17 protein-coding genes are annotated in these 23,158 nt (G+C 34.6%); 4 read left to right on the forward strand and 13 right to left on the reverse strand.

Annotation, left to right across the window (positions count from 1 at the left end; all coding sequences use genetic code 11):
- Positions 1 to 5: 5 nt before the first annotated feature.
- Positions 6 to 2,594, reverse strand: coding sequence for a zinc-dependent metalloprotease (locus tag BN2628_RS06755; protein WP_052431538.1), 2,589 nt, complete (start codon positions 2,592 to 2,594; stop codon positions 6 to 8).
- 899 nt (positions 2,595 to 3,493) lie between these two features.
- Here BN2628_RS06755 and BN2628_RS06760 point away from each other — a divergent pair.
- Together BN2628_RS06760 and BN2628_RS06765 are read left to right on the forward strand one after the other, a co-directional pair.
- Positions 3,494 to 4,228: a hypothetical protein gene (locus BN2628_RS06760; protein ID WP_052431537.1), complete on the forward strand. Its 735-nt coding sequence runs from the start codon at positions 3,494 to 3,496 to the stop codon at positions 4,226 to 4,228.
- 132 nt (positions 4,229 to 4,360) lie between these two features.
- Positions 4,361 to 6,583, forward strand: coding sequence for a tetratricopeptide repeat protein (locus tag BN2628_RS06765; protein WP_044229458.1), 2,223 nt, complete (start codon positions 4,361 to 4,363; stop codon positions 6,581 to 6,583).
- A gap of 118 nt (positions 6,584 to 6,701) precedes the next feature.
- Here the strand turns inward: BN2628_RS06765 and BN2628_RS06770 are convergent, their stop codons facing one another.
- The gene (locus BN2628_RS06770; RefSeq protein ID WP_044229455.1) at positions 6,702 to 8,540 is read right to left on the reverse strand and encodes an LTA synthase family protein; all 1,839 of its coding nucleotides are present in this window, start codon (positions 8,538 to 8,540) and stop codon (positions 6,702 to 6,704) included.
- A 164-nt stretch (positions 8,541 to 8,704) separates the two neighbouring features.
- Between BN2628_RS06770 and BN2628_RS06775 the strand changes: the two genes are divergently transcribed.
- A complete protein-coding gene (locus BN2628_RS06775; protein ID WP_257606416.1) occupies positions 8,705 to 10,795 on the forward strand; it encodes a M3 family metallopeptidase in 2,091 nt (696 codons plus the stop codon).
- 75 nt (positions 10,796 to 10,870) lie between these two features.
- On the opposite strand, the gene BN2628_RS06780 is transcribed toward BN2628_RS06775, so the two are convergent.
- Together BN2628_RS06780 and BN2628_RS17555 are read right to left on the reverse strand one after the other, a co-directional pair.
- On the reverse strand, positions 10,871 to 11,434 hold the full coding sequence (locus tag BN2628_RS06780; protein ID WP_257606417.1) for a helix-turn-helix domain-containing protein: 564 nt from the start codon (positions 11,432 to 11,434) through the stop codon (positions 10,871 to 10,873).
- Positions 11,431 to 11,625: a cupin domain-containing protein gene (locus BN2628_RS17555; protein WP_257606418.1), complete on the reverse strand. Its 195-nt coding sequence runs from the start codon at positions 11,623 to 11,625 to the stop codon at positions 11,431 to 11,433. Before BN2628_RS17555 ends, BN2628_RS06780 begins: the two co-directional genes overlap by 4 nt.
- A gap of 218 nt (positions 11,626 to 11,843) precedes the next feature.
- Between BN2628_RS17555 and ribB the strand changes: the two genes are divergently transcribed.
- Positions 11,844 to 12,491 (forward strand): 3,4-dihydroxy-2-butanone-4-phosphate synthase, encoded by a 648-nt coding sequence (gene ribB / locus BN2628_RS06785; RefSeq protein ID WP_044229450.1) that lies wholly within the window; start codon positions 11,844 to 11,846, stop codon positions 12,489 to 12,491.
- Positions 12,492 to 12,585: 94 nt separating this feature from the next.
- Here ribB and BN2628_RS06790 read toward each other — a convergent pair whose 3' ends face one another.
- The 9 genes from BN2628_RS06790 to BN2628_RS06830 form a co-directional block, all read right to left on the reverse strand.
- The gene (locus BN2628_RS06790; RefSeq protein ID WP_044229449.1) at positions 12,586 to 13,854 is read right to left on the reverse strand and encodes a DcaP family trimeric outer membrane transporter; all 1,269 of its coding nucleotides are present in this window, start codon (positions 13,852 to 13,854) and stop codon (positions 12,586 to 12,588) included.
- A 167-nt stretch (positions 13,855 to 14,021) separates the two neighbouring features.
- Entirely contained in the window at positions 14,022 to 15,545 is a 1,524-nt protein-coding gene (guaA, locus tag BN2628_RS06795; protein WP_044229445.1) for a glutamine-hydrolyzing GMP synthase, read from the reverse strand.
- Between the two features lie 69 nt (positions 15,546 to 15,614).
- A complete protein-coding gene (locus BN2628_RS06800) occupies positions 15,615 to 17,834 on the reverse strand; it encodes a monovalent cation:proton antiporter family protein (protein WP_044229444.1) in 2,220 nt (739 codons plus the stop codon).
- A 65-nt stretch (positions 17,835 to 17,899) separates the two neighbouring features.
- Positions 17,900 to 19,480 carry a peptide chain release factor 3 gene (locus tag BN2628_RS06805; protein ID WP_044229442.1) on the reverse strand — a complete coding sequence of 527 codons (1,581 nt, stop codon included), beginning with the start codon at positions 19,478 to 19,480 and terminating at the stop codon, positions 17,900 to 17,902.
- A 12-nt stretch (positions 19,481 to 19,492) separates the two neighbouring features.
- Positions 19,493 to 20,353: a dTDP-4-dehydrorhamnose reductase gene (gene rfbD / locus BN2628_RS06810; RefSeq protein WP_044229440.1), complete on the reverse strand. Its 861-nt coding sequence runs from the start codon at positions 20,351 to 20,353 to the stop codon at positions 19,493 to 19,495.
- 25 nt (positions 20,354 to 20,378) lie between these two features.
- A complete protein-coding gene (locus tag BN2628_RS06815; RefSeq protein ID WP_044229437.1) occupies positions 20,379 to 20,921 on the reverse strand; it encodes a DUF4924 family protein in 543 nt (180 codons plus the stop codon).
- A 12-nt stretch (positions 20,922 to 20,933) separates the two neighbouring features.
- Positions 20,934 to 21,851 carry a hypothetical protein gene (locus BN2628_RS06820; protein ID WP_044229434.1) on the reverse strand — a complete coding sequence of 306 codons (918 nt, stop codon included), beginning with the start codon at positions 21,849 to 21,851 and terminating at the stop codon, positions 20,934 to 20,936.
- Positions 21,852 to 22,041: 190 nt separating this feature from the next.
- Entirely contained in the window at positions 22,042 to 22,356 is a 315-nt protein-coding gene (locus tag BN2628_RS06825) for a chaperone modulator CbpM (protein ID WP_021931452.1), read from the reverse strand.
- 17 nt (positions 22,357 to 22,373) lie between these two features.
- The coding region (locus tag BN2628_RS06830) for a DnaJ C-terminal domain-containing protein (RefSeq protein WP_074024036.1) at positions 22,374 to 23,158 on the reverse strand (785 nt) is incomplete at its 5' end.

The raw sequence follows: 23,158 nt of genomic DNA on the forward strand, positions 1-23,158 counted from the left end.
AAATATTACTGTTTAAATAAATTTTCAATTCTCAATATTTGATAATCATAAAAATCTCGAGTAGGTCCATCAGATATTTGCCCTCTTCTCTGCTTATAAAGAGATTGTATCCTTTTAAGGTTAGCAGTCATAATAGGAGCAATTTCTGCTTGCGATACAGTCGGCAACCCAAAATTGATTCGTAAAAAAGAGGTTGTGCCCTCTCCCAATAAATCATCAGGATAATTACAAGGAATAGAATGCTCATACCCTAAAGCAACGATATCCAGATAATCTGACAATGATTTTGACGAACTCTTTGCCGTAGATGTCGTCATAAGATTCGTATAGCCCATAATCACAGACAAAGCTGCTGTCTGTAAATTTTGTTCCGTTTCATTCAGTTTTTCACCGTTATATGTAGCTCTAAATATTTCAGTGATAACCTCATTAATATATTTTTCAAGTGTATAATTATTCTTAGGGTCAACCAACCCACTTTCTTTAATACGATACAAATTAGCCGGATACAAAAGACATCCTACAATAGCATGCTGCAATTTATCATTCGAATTCAAATCAATAGATAGTTTCAACATTAAAGATGGAGGAGTAAGCCATTCATTATAAGTACGAGCCTGATTCAACAACCACAACACTGCCTCTTTCTGCACTTTTTTATCTAAATAAGTCTTCGCTGGCTCACCTTCCCCCTGACGGACCTCCTTAAATTTTACGCCACCAATATATGGCATCACATGTCCTAAATGGCGAGAATACTGCTTCACCACTTGAGCATACATATCAGCAACAGCATCATAAGTATGTCCTGGCTGTAATGTCCAAACTTCCAAATTTTGCATTATAATTTTTAAATTACTAATTGACAAATCTCCAGCTTTCATGTGGTTATCTCCCAAATCTTCAGTCTGGTCAGTAGGGTCTATCGTGCCAAAAAATTGCTGTGCTCCAAACTCATACATCGAATCATTTTTCTTTTCAGCAATCCACTTATCTAAAATATCCTTTTCTTGCTCCTTAGAATCCACATTAGGAATAATACTATATCCCCATTTTATCGCAAAAATATCATAGACGCCTAAAACTGGAGGAGTAAGTTTTACTCCACGCTCAAAATCACCAGGCTGTGCGATAAAATTATTACGAGCATAGTCCATTATACTGGGAGTCGTACCATATTTATTCGAAAATGTTACACTTCTCAAAGAATCTACAGGAAAAGCATAACTCGCACCCATATTATGCATCAATCCCAAAGTATGCCCTATCTCATGAGCTGCAACATAACGCATAGACTCTTGCATTACATCATCATCAAACACAGATTTACGTACACGAGGATCAACTGCAGCCGTTTGTGTAAAACGCCAATTATGTAATAATGATATAATATTATGATACCAAATAACATCAGCCGTCAGAATTTCACCGCTACGAGGATCCACAAAACTTGGTCCCATAGCATTAGCTGTCGTTGTCGCAGCATATTTCACACAACTATAACGCATATCGTCGGGATCGAAATTTGGATCATTTTTTGGATAGTCCAAAGCTCTTATTGCATTTTTAAAACCTGCCGCCTCAAAGGCTATATTCCAATCCTCAATGCCTTGTTTCACTACCTTTCTCCATTTTTCTGGGAAAGCACTATCTACATAAAACACAATCGGTTTACGAGGTTCGACCAATTCCCCCCTAAAATATTTCTCTTTCTCTTTTTCTTTTGGCTCTAAACGCCAACGATGAATAAATGTATAAAGTTCAACTTTATCTCTTGATGATGTATATAAAGATTGATCTGAACTAAAATACCCTACTCTATTATCTTGCAATCTCATTCTCATAGGTTCATCTGGCAACAACAAAAAAGACCGATGAACAATTACCGTATACGGTTCGTTCAAAGGTGAAGTTGTAAAAGACATAGAACTTTTTATTTCTATATTTTGAGGAAAAGTTTTCACTTCAGTGATAGACGAAGCATCCGAAACAAATGTTCCTTTTATCGCTTTACTGTTCCCTAATAGCTTTGCTAATGGATTTTCTGGCTTTAAAGGACTTATACATTTTTCATTTCCACCAAAAAAAGAAGAAACATCTATTACCACATTTTTACCATTCCTTGCAACAATTTTAAATGCCTTGAGCACCGGATTCATAAAGTTTTTATCAAATGCGGAAGCAATCGGATCTGCTTTTGCAACAACATTATCGGTTTGTACTTTATGTATATATACATTATTTCCATCCTTGCTCAAACGTATGAGCAAAGGTCGCGTAACCATCTGCCCTGCAACAAAATCCTGAGTATTACTTGTACTTGCAATTCGATTTGTAAGCAAATAAGTATGAAAAAATGCCGTATCTGGAATTTCAAAATACAGTTTATGTGCTTTAGAAAAGTGTGTTACGAATAATCCCTTTTTAGTCTTTGTATCTTTTACCAATTTTTTATATTCCGTACTATCATTTGACATCTTTAATACAGAAACTGACGCTAAAGAAGTTTTTGTACTTTTCTTTTTTGCCAACATGTAATGGGATGTACCTAAACATGCCAATAACACCAATATAAAAATTCGCTTTACTCCCATGATTAATAAACAAATATAAAATTCACAATTAAGGCTTCATATACATACGAAATCAACTTTGAAGCATTTAGGCATTCACATACTGTTATCTAATGAAATAAGCCATCAATAAATTAGAATTCACTTAAAATTTTAGAATAAAAGTTTCAAAAGAGTACATTTCCTTCTCTTTTTGTGACAAATATACATTAAAATATAAACATAACTTTAAATCGAAGTCAAATTATGAGAAAAATTACACTTTTTTTAACACTATATACTATATTCCGCCTCCCTACAAAATCAAAAGAGTAACCAGAAGCTTTCACATTTACAGCCATACCAGATATATCTTTAGATTTCGATATATAACAGAACTATCTTAAACTTTACCTATGGATTATAGGATATTGTTCAATTAGGAACTATTTCAAATATTATTTATGATCAAAATAAATGGCCCACTAAGACAAAAGGAACACTAAAAGATAATGAAAATGTCATAGTTTTATGATATATACAATGTTCTACAATATCAACTCAACAAATCCGTCATAATTTCAGTTTTTCAATCCCGAACTTATATCTCAGTTATCGACAGACAAATCTATAAATGAATTATAAAGTAAAAAATATGCTTATTCAAAAATGTGAAATTTCTAATGACAAAGATTTCCCGTTTCATATTCAAGTAAATAATACTTTTTATCTCTTATAACTTTACACCAAAAAGTGAACCTTCACTTTACATCTTTCACTTCTAAATTTTTTTATAAATTGACAAATAATCAGAATACCTAATATAATATATTTCTTAATTCTCTATATTTGTATTATATATTTATGCTTATTTATTCTGGAAAGGTATCTGCATATTTTAGCAATTAAGTAAAGGTGATACCTGAATTTAAGTTAATTTTATGAAAGTACGCAATTTTCATTTTTGGGGATTCTTCGGCAGTATCATCATAATACTGTTATTAGCTGCTATTTCATATCCATGGTATTATCCCTCAAAAATGTGGTTACATCGTGTAGATTCATTGGAAAAATATAATGAAATAGGAGAAAAGTATCCCGGTATAGAAGTTGACGTTGTTTTACGGGATTCCGGTATACCTGATATCACTCATGATGAAGATACAACATTTGGAATTACTCTTGATGAATATTTTGAAGAACTAACTACTACTGAACAACATATTTGGATTGATGTCAAAAATTTAACTGAAGACAATGCAGATGATTGGTTAGCCTGGTTGGAAGAAAATACAGCTGAAGATAACATAGACAAAGACCGCATTATTCTTGAAAGTAAAAATTGGCAGACATTAGCAAAATTCACTAATGCCGGATGGTACACATCTTGCTACATAGACTTAGATAAACCCAGTCATCTATCAAAAGAAGAAATCATTCACTATACTGATTCTCTTGAACAAATTGCCAACAGTAAATGCGTTAAAGCTTTATCTTTTCCATTTTGGTGGTATCGCTCCATAAAAAAATATTTGGATAGCGATATAGATTTACTTACGTGGGCCCACCGCTCTCATCCCCTTGAACTAATGTTCTCTCCTTTAGGTTATCGAATGAGAAAAGACCCACAATTATCCGTTATTTTAGTAAAAGAAAAAGGAACTTATCATCAATGAAGTAAATCAAAACAAACATACTATATATAAAAGTTTAACTGACATATTAAAAGTTTGGCACAAAATTTGGTATATATAAATGAGAGATAAAACTGCTCATTAAAAAATTAAATATCCCATAAGAAATAAAAAATGACAACAAAAGAAATCATTAATACTCAAAATAATATATATAAATTTCTTTTTGAAAGAAGATTAAAAGAATCATTTGGTTTATTGAGCCAGTTAATATCCGTTCTACAAGATTGGCAAATAACTGAATCCCTAAACGAAATGGAAACTTCTTACAAATACATGATTCAATACATGCTTGATGGATTTAATGACCCTGAAAGAAAAAAAATATATGATAAACTAATCTTATCGACTTATAACTTGACCGATAGGGTGACTGATCGACTTCTTGAAAGAGAATCATCTTCATTATACTACAGCCACAGAAGATATATCAATACCCAATCTGAAAATTCACTTCAAAAAAGCTTTACTGAAGTTGATAATGCTATTAACAATTTATCATTGAACCACTTACTTGACGAACAAGAAAATTGTTCAGAAGAACAATTCAAATTAAAACAAGATGTAGAAAAATATTGTAACGAATTATTCCTAAACATATGGACCAATTATCCGGCATCAGAAGAAGACTGTACATTAATAAAAAATGCCATATTAGATAAACAATTTCCCGAAACAATAACATCTCTCATTATATCCGCCCTGACACTAAATCTATTTCACAGATATGATGAACGTAAATTGTCTATTTTATTGGAAGCTTATAACATCGATTCAGACGAAATACGACTACGAGCTTTATGCGGAGCATTAATGGCATTGTCAATGTATAATGAACGTATTTCCTTATCCTCAGCCATCAACCTACAAATAGACTCGTTAAAAGAAAATCCAGCATTTTGTTCTGACACTCGTAATCTTTTTCTGCAATTCATCAAAAGCCGTGAAACAGAACGTATTTCAAAAAAATTTACAGAAGAATTGCTACCCGAAATGATGAAAATCAGCCCATCTTTATATAAAAAGATAAAGCCTGAAGAGCTGATGAACGACATCGATGCTTTAGATAAAAATCCTGAATGGCAGGACATCCTCGATAAAGCCGGAATTACAGACAAGCTAAAAGAGCTTACTAATTTACAAATGGAAGGTGCTGATATTTTCATGAGCACTTTTGCCAATTTGAAAAGCTTCGCATTTTTTAATGAACCAGGTAATTGGCTTTTACCGTTTTCAACTGAACATACAGCCTTAAGCCAAGTCTTTACCAACGACGGGACAGACGCTAATTTCAAAAAAATTATCGGAATGTCTCACTTTTTGTGCAATTCAGACAAATATTCTTTTTGCCTGAGTTTGACACATGTTCCTGAAGCACAACGACAGATGATGATATCACAATTTAACAATGAAGGAACAGAAATGAATAGTCTCGAAAAAGAAGAGGCTTTCATGAAAAAAAATAAAAAAGGTGAGTATATTTCAAATCAGTATATCCAAGACTTATATCGTTTTTTTAAATTACATCCAAGAAAAAATGAATTTAAAGACCCTTTTTCTACGGGATTAAATTTGTATCATATTCCCCTACTAAAACCTGTATTTTCTGACGATGAAAGTTTACAACTGATCGGTGAATTTTATTTCAAAAAAGAATATTATACCGATGCGCTTGAAATATTTAATGAATTAGCCACAAGATACCATTCAAATAGTGAGCTTTATCAAAAAACCGGATATTGTCTTCAAATGGCTGGAAATTATGAAGAAGCTCTGGAAGAATATCTTAAAGCAGAAATGATAAATCCAGAAAGTTTCTGGACTATAAGACGTATAGCTCAGTGTTATCGCAATTTGAAAAAATCTGAGATGGCCCTTGAATACTACCATCGTGCAGAGAAACTTCGACCCGATAATTTATCTATAGAAATGAACATAGGCCACTGTTATCTGGAACAGAAAGACTATGGGGCAGCTTTAAAGCATTATTTTAAAGTAGATTATCTCGATCCCAAAAGCTCCAAAGCTTGGCGTCCTATTGCTTGGTGTTCATTCCTAATCGGGAAATGTGATCAAGCCCAGAGATATTATGAAAAAATATTGTCAGAGAAACCCTCAACTCTCGATTTTATGAATGCCGGACACGTTGAATTCGCTTTAGGTAACATAAGAAAAGCAATAGAATTATATAGACAATCCGTCGCTGCTGACAATAACGACATGGAAAAATTTTTACATAATTTTTCCCAAGATACGGACGAACTCATCCACGCAGGAATATCGGCAAACGACATTCCTATCCTTTTAGACCAACTTATGTACAGTGTATCACAATAGATAAATATTATACATGCAATACTCCGAATATCAAGAAAAAAATAATTATTCAGTAATCATCTTTTTCTTGGAAAGATATATAATCGCTATAAACAATATTAAAAATTATCAATGGATTTTAGCGGTTTCCTAAGTCATCATACAATTTTTGCAAATAGGCTTTACCCCGCTCTTCTATTCTCTCAACACTCTTTCCTTTTGATATTATTATGCTATTTGACTCATTATCATAAACCACTCTATTGTCTGCATCCAAAAAACCAAATCCATCCTTAAATGTATAATATGCAAATTTATATTGTTTCGGATTAGCCAAGTTTTTGCTAAATATAAAATCATCATAAGATATACCTAACTGTCCTAAAAGCGTGGCAGCAATATCAATTTGCGATGCATAATCATATATGACACGAGGGGATTTTATCACACCGCCTGTCCAAACCATAGGTATATGATGTCTCAAAATATCAGCTTCTTGAATACCTGCAGGATATCTCATGGCATGATCTGCAACTAATATAACCAATGTATTATCCCACTGCGGAGTTTTCTTAAACTTTGTAATGAAAGCACCTAAGCAACTATCAGTATAAGCTACCGAATTTAAATATGGATCATCAAATTTTTTATATGGAACATCAAAAGGCTCATGGCTGCTCAATGTCAAAAAAGTTTTCATATAAGGATGATATTCCTGACTTGCTATTAAGTTAAAAAATTTATCAAATGTCACTTCATCATTAGCTCCCCATTTCGACAAACGCTCACTAATCGGGAAATCTTCGTCACAAACAATGCTTTGATAACCAGTAGATATAAAATAAGAACGCATATTTGTAAAATCAGCATCTCCTCCATACAAAAATTGGGTTTCATAGCCCCTTCTAACAAGAGATTTAGCTATAGCAGGCAATGATTGTGATTTTGACGGATATTTCATAATAGAAGTAGTCGGTTGAGCCGGATATCCGCTCAAAACAGCAACTAATCCCCTATCCGTACGAAAACTGTTTGCATAAAAGTTAGTAAAAAATAATCCCTCCTTTGCTAATTGCGTAAGATTAGGCATTATCCCCGCAGGAGCATCGGCACATAGACTATCCATAGCTGCCCCCGAAAAACTCTCCAATATTATCAGCAAAATATCTGGATTATCTGTCTTTATCCACCGAAGTGAATCTTCAAGCAAATAATTATCTCCACCTTTTAACGAAGTAAATATTTCTTCCGCTTTTTCATCGTTCATAAAGCGATATTGACTTTTAAAGTCTTTCTCTTTCGACAGAGATGTCATAAAACTGAACACCGGATTGATAGCTGCATGATTCAGCGAAATATTAGAACTGAAATATACTTTTCCTACATTCATCGTAGAAACAGAAAATCCTCCACGGATAGGAACAAATAAAAATGCTAAAACAAAAATAAATGAAATCGTACACTTCCAACGATGTTTACAAAAGCGCCAATTGCGCATATTCTTTATTATATAATGAGATAAAAGGAACCATATACACATAAAATAAAAGATGATGCAAACAGGAACAAGTATCATAACTAATAATGGGACACTAGCTGCTGCATCGGACGGTGAACTCAAATAAAACAATGGGGTTGCGTCCATACGAAATCCCCAATATGAATATAGTTCTATATCACATATAAATATAATAGATAGCACTAACGATATTATTCCAAAATAAACACGACTGACCAACTCGCTCCAACATCCCTGAACCCAAACAGTCAGAAGAGTAATAAATACAGGTATAACCAGAATATAAGCTGAAAGAGAAAAATCCAAAGGCAAACCATGATACATTACGTCAAACCAATCAGAAAGAGGTACATTACGATATAAATCATAATGCCAAATCATGAAAATAGGTTTCTGTAATATAAAGATAAATAAGAACCAAGCGTATGTTTTTATCAAATAGAATAGGCGATGTTTCATTTTATGGAAAAAATTTAAATATATACAGCAAAAATATGCCAAAATACAATTAGATGATTCTTTTATTCAGATTATTGTAATCTCTATTAATATAAATTAATAGCTACATTATGTTAAAGCAACGATTATTTATAACTTTGTCGCGCTAGACCAAAAACTTTTTTATGAGAAAATTATTATTATCTGTAGTATTAATTACATTTATTTACATGACACAAGCAGCAAACCCATTTTTCGGGAAGTATAAGACTCCTCACGAAACTACTCCGTTCAATAAAATAAAAGTAACGGATTATGAACCAGCATTCGAAGAAGGTATGCGCCAACATCAAAAGGAAATCGATGTAATCATCAATCAACGGGCAATACCGACATTCGAAAATACAATCGAAGCTCTTGATGCATCAGGAAAATTACTAAATCGAGTTGCAAATGTTTTTTTTGCTTTACTTGAAGCTGAAAGCAACGATGATATGATAGAGATTTCACAACGCATCTCTCCCAAATTAACAGAACATTCAAATAATATTACTCTAAATGAAAAATTATTTGAGCGAGTAAAATTTGTATACGATAAACGCAACGATTTAAATCTTACCGCTGAGCAACTCATGTTACTTACCGAAACCTATGAAGGAATGGCTAAAAAAGGAGCAAATCTTCAAGGGGAGGATAAAGAAAAATATCGTAAACTAAGTACTGAACTAAGCCAACTTACACTCCAGTTCGGACATAATGTTTTGAAAGCAACCAACCAGTTCGAGATGTTATTAACCGACAAAGACGAATTGGCAGGACTTCCTCAAAGTGTACTCGATGCAGCAGCACACCTGGCTAAAATTAAAGGTAAAAACGGATATTTATTTGACCTTTCTTTCCCTAGTTATATTGCATTCATGAAATATTCTACTCGCCGAGATTTACGAGAGAAATTATACCGGGCCTATAATAGTCGGTGCATGAGTGGAGAATTTGACAATACCATCATTATGGAACGTATTGCACAAATACGATATGAAATTGCCCAACTTATGGGAAAAGAAAACTACGCCGAATACGCTCTTGAATTCAAAATGGCAAAAAATAGTAAAAATGTTTATAATCTACTCAATCAACTTTTAGAAGCTTATAAACCCGTAGCATTACAAGAAGTAAGCGAAATAAAAGGTTTCGCTGTCGGTATGGAAGGCAAAAACATAGATATTATGCCTTGGGACTGGTCATTTTACGCTGATAAATTGAAAGATGCTAAATACAAATTAAACGACGAAATACTAAAACCTTATTTCGAGCTTAGTAAAGTGAAAAAAGGGGTATTCGGACTAGCAACCAGATTATATGGGATTACATTCAAAAAGAATTCCAAAATACCAGTATATCATCCAGATGTAGAAGCATTCGAAGTATTCGGCTCAAACAATGAATATATCGGTGTTCTATACACTGATTTCCATCCTCGTGAAGGCAAACGTAATGGAGCATGGATGACAGAATTTAAGGGTCAGTGGAAAGAAAAAGACGGAAAAGATAGCCGTCCTCACGTTACTATTGTCATGAATTTTACACGTCCAACTGAAAATAAACCGGCCTTATTGACTTTTGACGAAGTCGAAACTTTCCTTCATGAATTTGGACACTCTTTACATGGACTCTTAACAAAATGTACTTATAGTTCACTTTCTGGGACTAATGTATACCAAGATTTTGTCGAACTTCCTTCTCAAATTATGGAAAATTGGCTAACTGAAAAAGAATTTTTAGACACGTTTGCCGAACATTATGAAACAAAAGAAAAGATTCCCACCGAACTGGTAAACAAAATAGTTTCTGCATCACAATATAATGCCGGTTACCTTTGTGTAAGGCAATTAACATTCGGATTGCTTGATATGGCTTGGCATACACAAAGCTCACAAGTAACTGATGCTATTACTTTTGAAAGAAAAGCAATAGCTCCAACACAATTACTTCCAATTGTAGATAATACAATGATAAGTAACCAACTTAGCCATATCTTTTCCGGAGGATATGCTGCAGGATACTATGGATATAAATGGGCAGAAGTTTTAGATGCTGATGCGTTTTCGATGTTTAAGAAAAATGGAATTTTTGATAGAACAACAGCCAACTCATTCCTTCATAATATATTAGAGAAAGGAGGATCAGAAGAGCCAATGATTCTATACAAACGCTTCCGTGGACAAGAACCCAGTATTAATGCCCTGATGCAACGTGACGGTATTATTTCCGAATAAAAAGCAATTTTATTTAAAAGATAACAAGCTGGTTCAAATGAAACCAGTTTGTTATCTTACATCAACACAAAATATTCATCTCATTTGTTTTCGATACTCCGTCGGAGTCATATGCATTATTATATAAAACTGTTTATTAAATAATGATATCTGATTGTATCCTGATTCATAAGCTATTTCCGAAATTGTCATATCTGAATAGGTTAGTAAATGACACGTGTGTTCAATACGGATTTCAGCCAAACATTCAAAAATTGTTTTATTCGTATGTTGTTTAAAATATCGACACAAAGCCGTTGGATTAAATTTCACATAATGAGCCAACACATGTAATGAAACCTTCTCTTTAAAATGATTATATAAATAATCATATACTCTATCTACCGGTCCTCGAGCCTGTACATTTCCATTATTATATACACTATAGGCTGTTGTAGACAATAATTTATATATTGTACACCGGCTCAACTCATCTAAAATATCAAATAACAATATAATACAATTTATACCTGTAATATGATCAGATTTCTGCATCATATCATAAATTCGTGCAGATAATGAAAAATCACTAAAACGTATCCCACTTTGACTTCTCTGTAATAATTCATATACAACCTTGTAATCAGGCAAAGTTTTCATATGTTCAGGGAAAATACATGGAGGTAACTGTAACACTTCTCAGAACTCTTGGAATCTCCTGTACCATTCAATATTGAATTGCAAAGATGCAAATGAGGTACATTACTCCCTATCAATGTCAAATCTCCAGCCTTATATGGAGAAACTCCTTCTCCAACAAACTGGCGTCCCTCTCCCGCAGTAATAATCATAATCTCATATTCTATATGCCTAATGTTGAGGTAATTTAAATTGTGAATAAATTACATGGCTAAATGATGAATTTATTCCATAAATTATTTTCCTTTCTAAGATTGTCATATTTATGGATAATAATTGCAAATATAATAAGTTATTATGCAAATATAATATAAGGAACAATTCCAATCATATATTAATTTTGTTCGCAGTAATACAATAATTCAACAATATGAATGAAAAATATATTTTGCCAGGGACACCTGAAAGCCGAATCGAAACAGCAATAGAAACATTGAAAAAAGGAAAAGGTATCATCCTCATTGATGATGAAAACCGCGAAAATGAAGGAGATTTAATTTTCTCTGCAGAAAAAATGAATGTATCTGACATGGCTCTAATGATACGCCATTGTAGTGGAATTGTTTGTCTATGCCTTCCTGAAGAAAAGGCAGAAAACCTGCACTTACCACTTATGGTTAAAAAAAATACAAGTCAATATAACACAGCATTCACCATATCTATTGAAGCTGCCCAAGGAGTTACAACCGGAGTTTCCGCTTACGATCGATTGCATACTATAAAAACAGCTATAGCCGAAAATGCCAAACCCGAATCTTTACACCATCCTGGACATGTATTTCCTCTCATTGCACGTTCCAATGGAGTATTCGAACGTGAAGGACATACTGAAGGCAGTGTCGATTTAATGAGACTTGCAGGACTTTCTCCCTACGCCGTACTCTGTGAATTGATGAATGACGACGGTACAATGTCAAGACTTCCTGAACTTTCAAAGTTTGGAGAGATTCATAAATTACCTATCGTCACTATCTTAGACATTAAAAAATATCGAACTAAAGTAAAAAACATGAAGTAAAAGAGTATTTAAATAGAGCAGAAGTCAAAAATATATATTACAGATATTTTTGACTTCTTTATCTCAACTTATCAATTATAACAACCTCCACCTATTAAAAATTGTATTGTACAGAAGCCTGTACACGATTGGCATGTCCCAAAGTTTTATTTTTATCTTCACGAATACCATGCAAATATTCTACTCCTAACATACAGCTCGAAGTCAAATTATAAAACATATTGCCACAAATATATTGACCTTGTTTATATCTGTCTGGAACAGTATATCCATTTTCATAATATACGTGCGCTAAACTATAATTTGCTGAAGTGAATAATTTGGGAGTTATATTCCACCGTATCCCCCCAACTACAGCCAAAACAGGAACGGCTTGTAAATGTCCCGGATTTTTAGGGTCAGGAACTAAATCTAAATTATTTCCTGATAAATCTGTAACATACTGGGATATGCCCTTACCATAAGTTCCTTGATAATAAAATGAAAGCTTCGGAATAATTTCAGCAAGACCACTCATCTGTACTCCCCATCCCATTTTCATTCTATTTTTTCTCAGTATATCATTGCGATACGATAATCCGCGAAACAATCCCGAAGCCCGAATATGGCTATTTTTACCCCAATCAAATTGTATCCATAAGGGTATATCCGGCATACGTTGATGGATCATCTGAGTGTTATCTGCCAAAGTGTAACTAACTTGTGGGGCTTCTATTGCCGCTGCTGCAGACCAATGTTTTCCTAAACTAAATGTATATCGTAATTGCACATTACGTAAAGCCGTATTTCCATTCGGCCCTTGAAAGTCAATCGTGGGAGGTAAAGCCGACAGATCAGAAAACGTACTCCAAGACTGTCCCAATAAAAAACCTTTCATGGATACATAGGCTTGGCGCAAACGTAATGTATGATGTGGCCCCCTAAAATCAGTCTCTATATAAGCTGTATATTTACCTAAAGTCTTATTGGCACCTACAAGTTTCAAAAATAAACGAGAAGTAAATACATCCATTTGAAACTGTCCATTATCAACATGATTATTCGGTACAGCAATATCATAAGGAACAAAATCTATATTATCTGAAATTCCCTTAAAATCATTGGATACAGTCATCTTTACATATCCACCAATACCTAAAGCGACTTTTCGTTTTTGATCTAATAATAAAAAACGTGGTGCCCTCGGATCCTGAAAATGCTGTAATTGGGTTTCATAAAAAATGCCAATGATTTCATCATTGCCATTACTTTTCCCCAACAAAAATATCACATCACGCGGACGTTTGTTTTCTTTCTGTGCCCAAACTGGAAATTCAGATAAAGAAAGGCACAGTATCATACACAATAATAACAACTTTTTCATTATGACTATTTTTAACGTTTATCAATTTCGTATTCACGAAACACATTAAACATAACACAGGCATAAAGAAAAAGTTTACCTCTATTTATCAAATATCTTTTTTTAATAAAATAGCTTCGACCTTTTTAAAAAGCCGAAGCTATTTTATATACTTTTTGTCGTTCTCTTTACTCCCACTCAATAGTTGAAGGTGGTTTTGAGCTTATATCGTACACGACTCTATTAACACCCCTTACTTTATTAATAATTTCATTTGATATCTTCCCTAAAAATTCATATGGAAGCTTAGCCCAATCTGCAGTCATTGCATCGGTCGAAGTCACGGCACGAAGAGCCACAGCCCGCTCATATGTACGTTCATCTCCCATAACACCAACCGACTGAACAGGAAGTAATACTACACCGGCCTGCCAAACTTGATCATATAAATTCCAATCACGAAGACCCTGAATAAAAATATCATCAGCATCTTGCAAAACACGCACTTTCTCAGGAGTTATATCCCCCAATATACGAACCGCCAATCCGGGCCCCGGAAATGGATGGCGTGTAATAAGATGTTCTGGCATACCTAATTCCCGACCTACTCGTCTCACTTCATCTTTAAAGAGTAAACGTAATGGCTCACACAATTTCAGATTCATCTTTTCAGGTAATCCTCCTACATTATGATGACTTTTGATAACAGTTCCCGTAATTGATAACGACTCTATACAATCAGGATAAATCGTCCCCTGAGCCAACCATTTTACATCTTTTATTTTATGAGCTTCCTCGTCAAATACGTCAATAAATCCCTTACCTATAATCTTACGCTTACGCTCAGGGTCAGTTACTCCAGCCAATTCCTTAAAAAATTTCGCACTAGCATCCACCCCAATTACATTCAAACCTAAACATCCATAATCCCGCAATACATTTCTTGCTTCATTCTTACGCAGCATTCCATGGTCAACAAATATGCATGTAAGATTCTTTCCTATAGCTCTATTCAATAACACTGCAGCAACCGATGAGTCTACCCCTCCACTTAAAGCTAATACTACTTTATCATCTCCAAGTTGCTGTCTTAATTCGACAACTGTACTTTCAATAAACGATGCGGGTGACCAATCCTGTTTACAACCACAAATATCAACTACAAAGTTTTTTAATAATTGAGTTCCCTCCTCCGTATGATAAACCTCTGGATGGAATTGTACTCCCCATATTTTTTCATTCTCAATCTGGTATGCAGCAATGGCAACCTCATCAGTAGAAGCTATCTTCTTAAAGTTTCCCGGAATAGATGTTATTGTATCACCATGGGACATCCAAACCTGCGTTCCAAGCTTAATATCTTTAAATAAGATATTGTTTTTATCAAACGACGATAAATGTGCCCTGCCATATTCCCGAGTTCCTGCCGGCTCTACTTTTCCACCATTAGTATAAGCTATAAACTGAGCTCCGTAACAAATACCCAAAATCGGATACTTACCACGAATTTCATCCAAATTTATTTTAAATGCATCCTGATCATACACAGAAAAAGGGCTACCGGATAGTATCACACCCTTAATATTTGCATCTCCCTTAGGAAACTTATTGTATGGTAGAATTTCACAATACGTATCGAGTTCACGCACTCGACGCCCAATCAACTGTGTGGTCTGAGACCCGAAATCAAGAATAATGATTTTTTCCTGCATGAAGTATATTTATTATTTTTTATTTGTTTTACAAAAATAGTTATTACAAGACAAATACACAATACAATATTAACTCAATATCGCTCCTATTTTTTCCTTTTCCCCTACAATCCATATCATATCTCCTTTCTTAAATAGAAAGTCAGCCGTAGGCTCGTAAAAACTTCCGTCAGCATGTTCTATCCCAACAACCAAACATGAATCTTTTTCACGAATACCAGACTGAGCTAAAGTTTTTCCTATTAATGATGAATCATCCGGTATGGCAATTCTTTCAAATTCAAAATGGATTTCCGGCTCTTCGGCATCTGTACCCGTATCCTCAGGTTCTACAGCCTCAAGGAAGCGTTGAATCTGTTCATCTGTCCCTATAACACTAATTAAATCTCCAGGAAATATACGACTATCTCCTTTCGGAATATTTATTCTCTTATTTCCTCGTTTTATACTAACAATATTCACCCCATAATTTCTATGGATATTAGCATCTGCCAATCGTTTGCCTATAAACTCACAACTACCATATACTTCCATATGGGCCAAATGCATATTATGTACTAGATTATTTTTCTTTCCTGTACGTCGAAGTTCCCTCTCATTAAGATTATCCATAAATCGACTTTCAAGAGACAAAATCTGCCGTTGTAATCTTTTTGATAAAAAGAGCGTGATAAGAACAAATAACACAACCCCCAAAAGAACCCCAGTCCTCTGTGAATATACTTTTGACAAGAAATAGACTACAAATGCCAAGCCTATCAAAAAACGTAGAATAACCATTAAAAATAAAGGTACAAAATTTGCACTTTTATTTTCTTTTATTGACATCAGTTTCCGACTGTTAATGCGTTTCATTGCTAATCCCCACAAAAAAGGAGACATGACTGCTAACGTTATCACTACCCCCAACGTAGTGCCCCATGAATCAGGAACGACATCTTCTATCATTGGTATAAACCAAGATAAAGACAAAATCAAAATTCCAATGAGTATAGTTGAATATAAAGCTATCTTTCCTAAATATACCCCGAACACCTTTTTCCAAGGGTTTTCAACTTGTACAGTCGAAGCATTAGCACTATATCTATCAATAAGAAAACTCAATCGCTCCGGTAAATGATTTTCAATCCATTTGGAAGCAGGATCTGCCATCTTTATAAAATATGGAGTAGTAAAGGTTGTTATTACAGAAACCGCAACAACAATCGGATATAAAAATCCATCTATGACCTTTAAAGTCATTCCCAACGTTGCTATAATAAAAGCAAACTCTCCTATTTGGGAAAGACTAAATCCGGATTTCACAGCAACATTTAATGGCTGACCGGAAATAAGCATTCCTGTCGTACCAAATAATATTTGCCCACAAATGACAACTAAAGATAAAAGAACAATAGGCAAAGCATATTGAGTCAATATCACGGGATCAACCAGCATACCCACTGAAATAAAAAATACCGCTCCAAATAGGTCCTTAACAGGTTGAACTACCTTTTCTATCTTTTCAGCCTCATTTGTTCCTGCTAAAATAGACCCCATGACAAATGCACCTAATGCTGAAGAAAACCCTGCATAAGAAGCTAAAACCACCATCCCCAAACATAAGCCCATAGAAACGACCAACAATGTCTCCGAATTTAAGAAACGACGGGCCTTTTTCAAGAAAGTAGGAATAACAAAGATGCCAACCAAAAACCACGTAATCAGGAAGAAAGCAAGTTTTAAAATACTGTATATAAGTTCACTACCTTCTAATTCATTATTTACAGCAATAGAAGAAAGCAATACCATCATCAATACGGCAAACATATCTTCCACAATAAGTACTCCAAATACAATAGACGTGAATTTCTGCTTACGCATATTTAAATCAGTAAATGCTTTGATTATAATCGTCGTAGATGACATAGACAACATCCCTCCTAAGAAAACGCTATCGAGGTATGTAAAATGAAGTATTCGACCTGCCGCATATCCTAAAAGCATCATGCCTACAACAATAACGGCAGCCGTTATGACTGCCGAACCACCAACATTAACCAATTTACGGAAACTAAATTCAAGCCCTAAAGAAAATAATAGGACAATAATTCCTATTTCAGACCATATGTTTATATTTGCCAAATCCGATACAGTTGGAAAAAATGAAAAATGAGGTCCAACTAAAAAACCGGCAACAATATAACCTAAAACAACCGGTTGTTTTAGCCATTTAAACAACAATGTTGTAACGCCAGCAACAACAAGAATCAAGGCTAAATCTGATATTAATGTATTTAGGTGTCCCATCAGCCATATATTTAGATTAAGAACAGAATTGTATTATTTCACTTTATAAATATGATTATCTTATATCAAAACTCAGAAGTAAAATGAAACTTTATTTTTGGAAAATCAGATTGAGCCATCTGCAAAACATAATTCGAATCAGCCAGAAAAACATCCCGCCCTTCTTTATCTTTTGCCATAAATTGATATTTACGTTTTTTGAATGCATCAAGAGCCTCGTAATCATCACTTTCTATCCAACAAGCCTTATACAAACTTACAGGTTCCCACTTACATTGCGCTCCATATTCATGCAACAATCTATATTGGATAACCTCAAATTGTAACTGACCTACCGTACCTATCAATTTTCGACCATTAAATTGGTTCACAAACAGTTGAGCTACTCCTTCATCCATAAGCTGTTCCACTCCCTTATTAAGCTGTTTGGTCTTCATCGGGTCTGTATTCTCAATATATTTGAACATTTCCGGCGAAAAACTGGGTAAACCTTTAAAATGTAAATTCTCTCCAGAAGTTAATGTATCTCCAATTTTAAAGTTTCCTGTATCAGGAAGTCCCACAATATCACCCGGATACGCCTCATCAACTGTAGACTTTTTCTGGGCCATAAATGCAGTCGGACTCGAAAAACGCATCATTTTACCCTGACGTACATGCTTATAATTGGCATTCCGTTCAAATTTTCCAGAACAAATTTTAACAAATGCAATACAGCTTCTATGATTGGGATCCATATTAGCATGTATCTTAAAAACAAATCCTGAGAAAGCTTCCTCTTCAGGATTCACTTCTCGTTCTACGGCTTGAATTGGCTGCGGTGTAGGCGCTATTTTTACAAAACAATCCAACAATTCCTTTACACCAAAATTATTTAATGCTGAGCCAAAAAAGACTGGAGCCATATGTCCCTGAAGATACTCTGAAACATTAAAATCTGGATATACTCCCTCAATAAGTTCAAGATCCGACCTCAATTTTTCAGCATCCATCTCACCAATATATTTCTCAAGTTCAGGATTATTGATATCTCGAAACTCTACAGATTCTGTTACTACCTGTTTACTAGGAGTATAGAGATTCAAATTTTCTTCATAGATATTATAAACACCCTTAAAACGCTGCCCGATATTAATCGGCCAACTCAAGGGTCTCACACTAATTTTCAACTCAGCCTCCACCTCATCAAGCAAATCAAAAGGGTCTTTTCCCTCCCTATCCATCTTATTTATAAAGACAATTACAGGAGTATTACGCATCCGACAAACTTCCATTAACTTACGAGTTTGCATTTCCACTCCTTTTGCCGCATCAATAACGATAATCACACTGTCTACTGCTGTCAATGTACGATACGTATCTTCAGCAAAATCCTGATGTCCAGGTGTATCAAGAATATTGATTTTATAATCACCATAATTAAATCCCATCACCGATGTAGCAACAGAAATACCTCTCTGTTTTTCTATTTCCATCCAGTCGGAGGTTGCAGTTTTCTTTATTTTATTAGATTTTACCGCTCCTGCTACATGGATTGCACCACCAAATAATAACAACTTTTCTGTCAGTGTCGTTTTACCTGCATCAGGATGACTAATTATCGCAAACGTACGTCGTTTCAGAATTTCTTCGTTTAATGTGCTCACTTTATATAAAGATTATTTCATTAAAATTGTAATACACTTTTCAAGGCTCTCTTCCCAATGAGGAATATCAAACTTATATGTTTTCTTTATTTTCTTTTTATTCATTACACTGTAAAATGGTCGTACAGCTTTTGCCGGATATTCTCTACTTTCTATAGGCAATACTTTACATTTACTTATTCCGGCAATACGATGCACGCTCACAGCAAAGTCAAACCAACTACATACCCCTTCATCTGAAAAATTATAAATCCCTGGGACAAACTCTGGAGAATCAATTATTTTCATAATGGCTTGAGCTAAATCAGCAGCATATGTAGGCGTCCCAATCTGGTCAAAAACCACCGAGAGCTGTTCCTTCTCTTCCCCCAAACGCAACATAGTTTTTACAAAATTATTGCCATATGAAGAATAAAGCCACGAAGTGCGCAATACGACGGACTGAGAACAAGCATCAAGTAAAAGTTTTTCTCCTTCGAGTTTAGTTTTTCCATAAACCGAGACCGGAGCTACTTGATCATCCTCTTCATAGGGCCTATAACCACATCCATCATACACATAATCTGTAGAAATATGAATCATACGCACACCATTAATAGAAGCTGCTTTAGCTAAATTCTGTACAGCCAAAGCATTTATTTTCCGACAGGATAAAATATCATCTTCAGCTTTATCTACGGCTGTATAAGCAGCACAATTGACAATATAGTCTACTTTATTATTCGACACAAACGACATAACAACCTGAGTATTAGTTATATCTAGCTCATCTATATCCGTAAATAAAAAATTATGTACAAGATGTATTTTGGACAAATCGCGCATCTCATTACCCAACTGGCCATTAGCCCCTGTAACCAAAATTGTGCTCATTCTCTTTTATTTCAGTATCAATCTTTTATAATTCTAAATCACCTGCTTTTTCTTGCTTGTACTTTTCGGAAAGAAGAGCCAGAAAAGTAGTGATCTGCTTAATAGCTACTTGTGTATTTTCCGAAAGTTCTTTTTTCTGCAACTTTAATAACAGCACTCCATATAAAGCATTAAAACAGGTTTCAATTTCTCCCACCTGTTCATTTCCTGATTTACCTCTCAACTCTACGATATAAGGTAAAGTTTTGAAAAAAGAAGCTCCATAAAAAGGTTCACGAGGAGACTTTAAAAGAGCTAAATGTAAATCAGTCAAATCAATAATTACATTTTTATTCAATTGCAAATGCCCCTTTTTTTCTACACCTTCAGAACGCATCATCTCAATCAAACTTTCATACCAGTCACGCATCTCTTTTTTCTTCTCATCTGAGATATCATATGGGTCTATAATATATTTTTGTATAGCATCAATATCCAATTTATAGACTCGTATTAAATCCTCTATCTGCCACATATACAGCAGATATTCTGCGATATTTTCTTTTTTCTTCTGACTGGCAATTATCATGATATGTATCTGTTATTCATTTACAAATTCCGACACTAATTGATAAAAATCTTTATCATTTACTCCCAACTGACGGCTTGCTAAACGTGCGGCATTGAGATCACTGAGAAAATCTTCATCACTATGGCACACCGGTATCAATCCATAACGCGTGTCCAAACAAACCTGACCCGCATTCTCCATTATTTTATGCGAAGAATAAGGTATGGCTGTAATGTCTTCTCGCACTGAATCGGCTAACTCTTGCAAAAACGGAATATTCTGATTATATATAAATTTCCCATCTCGTTCAATTGACGCCACCATTTCCTTTAAAAGATTTTTATAAGACTCCAACGTCGGAAACGTTTCAGAAGCATGCCATTTTACATCTGGCAATAACAATATATGAGGACGATATAGATGATGTGTTGGTTTTTTTTCGAACATGTAGGTATCTGTCTCATCTCCTTCTAAAAGTATTATGCGAGCATCATAACTCAGCACTATACGTTTTTCTAGTCCTTTCATTTCATTCATCACAACATAATCGCACCTCATATTCTGACGAACAACTGCTCGATAAATCATTGACAAAATACGAGTCGGATATCTTACATCACTAATCACGACTCTTATCTTATCTTTTGCCATGCGTAAGATAAAATCAGGAAAAGCAACCACCAACAAACCTTGTTCCCTTGCTTTTTTTATCTCAGGATGTTCTGCCGTAACTTGCAAAGACGGTACTACATAATCTATCCTCGGACGCGACGATACCGTAAAATATGATAATTCTTCCAGCAAAACATCACTCTGCAAAAGTTCCTGTGCCTCGGGAGAATCATACTTTACACCAGAACAGCTGACATCGTACCCCTTGTTTTTTAGCGCTATTGCCAAACGATACATATATGAATCACCTGCTGAAACTACATGAACTCTTTTCATACAATTTTATCTCTCCTTTATTTAACTATTCCAAAGGCAATAATTTTCTCCAAATTCAGCGCAAATTTAATATAAATAGGGCTAAGCTCCGCACTTTCACACATGTTTTTCACACAAAATATTCAGACACTTTATTCATAGTACTACACTCACTCGATGTACAACAGCTGTCCTAAAGCTATAACTTATCCTACTCATCAAAAGGAGAAAAATATTCTGTTTCAAACAGTTGCAATCTAGACTTCAAATCGGATATTTCCCGTTGCATATCTTTTATACGATCCAGCAAATGATGTATCGTATCTATCCCTTCGATATTTATTGACAAATCATAATACATACGCGTATATTGTTCAAGTTCGCGTAATTCGGATGCAACAATATATTTTTCATCTTCAATTGTCTGTAAACTAATCAGCCCCTCTGATTCAAGCATTTTGATAAATGAAGGGTCAACATGACAATTCTGACAATACTCACTAATTACAATTAAATCTGTCTGCATAATTACATCCTTTTAATTCACGATTTCTTCAATTCTTCAAATAATTGTTTCTGTTTTTCCGACAAATTTGTCGGAATAGAAACACTATACGTAACAATCAAGTCCCCAAACTGACCTTCTTTCTTATATACAGGAAACCCTTTCCCTTTCAAACGAACTTTCGTACCAGGTTGAGTACCAGGTTTTATTTTTAATTTCACTCGACTTTCCATTGTATCTACTAATTGATCTCCACCCAACACAGCCGTATATAAATCAATGTTTGAAGTGATATATAAATCATCGCCCAATCGTCTAAATACTGGATCCTCTTCTATCACAAAAGTTATATATAAATCTCCCGCAGGACCTCCATTCATACCAGGACCTCCTTGTCCCGGAAGTTTTATAGTTTGATCATTTGCAACTCCCGCAGGCACAGTTATACGAATATTCTTACCATTTACCGTCAATATCTGCTTATGAGTTTTAGAAGCATCTCTCAATGATAAATGCAGCTCAGCAGTATAATCCTGCCCTCGAAATCTTGCAGATTGATGCCGACTTCTCGCCCCTCCTCCAAACATTTGTTCAAAGAAATCAGAGAATTCTCCTGTATCTCCACTTCCAAATCCTTGAGATGAAGACCAAAATCCCTCACCTCCTCCAAAACCTCCACTTTGCTGATTATACCTCTGCCTCTGTGCTTCAAATTCATCTGCATGTTTCCAGTTCTCTCCATACTGGTCGTACTTTTTTCTTTTTTCGGGATCGCTTAACACTTCATTCGCTTCATTAATCTCCTGAAATTTTTTATGTGCAG

Source organism: Gabonia massiliensis (assembly GCF_001403595.1).
GTDB classification, from domain to species: Bacteria; Bacteroidota; Bacteroidia; order Bacteroidales; family Coprobacteraceae; genus Coprobacter; species Coprobacter secundus.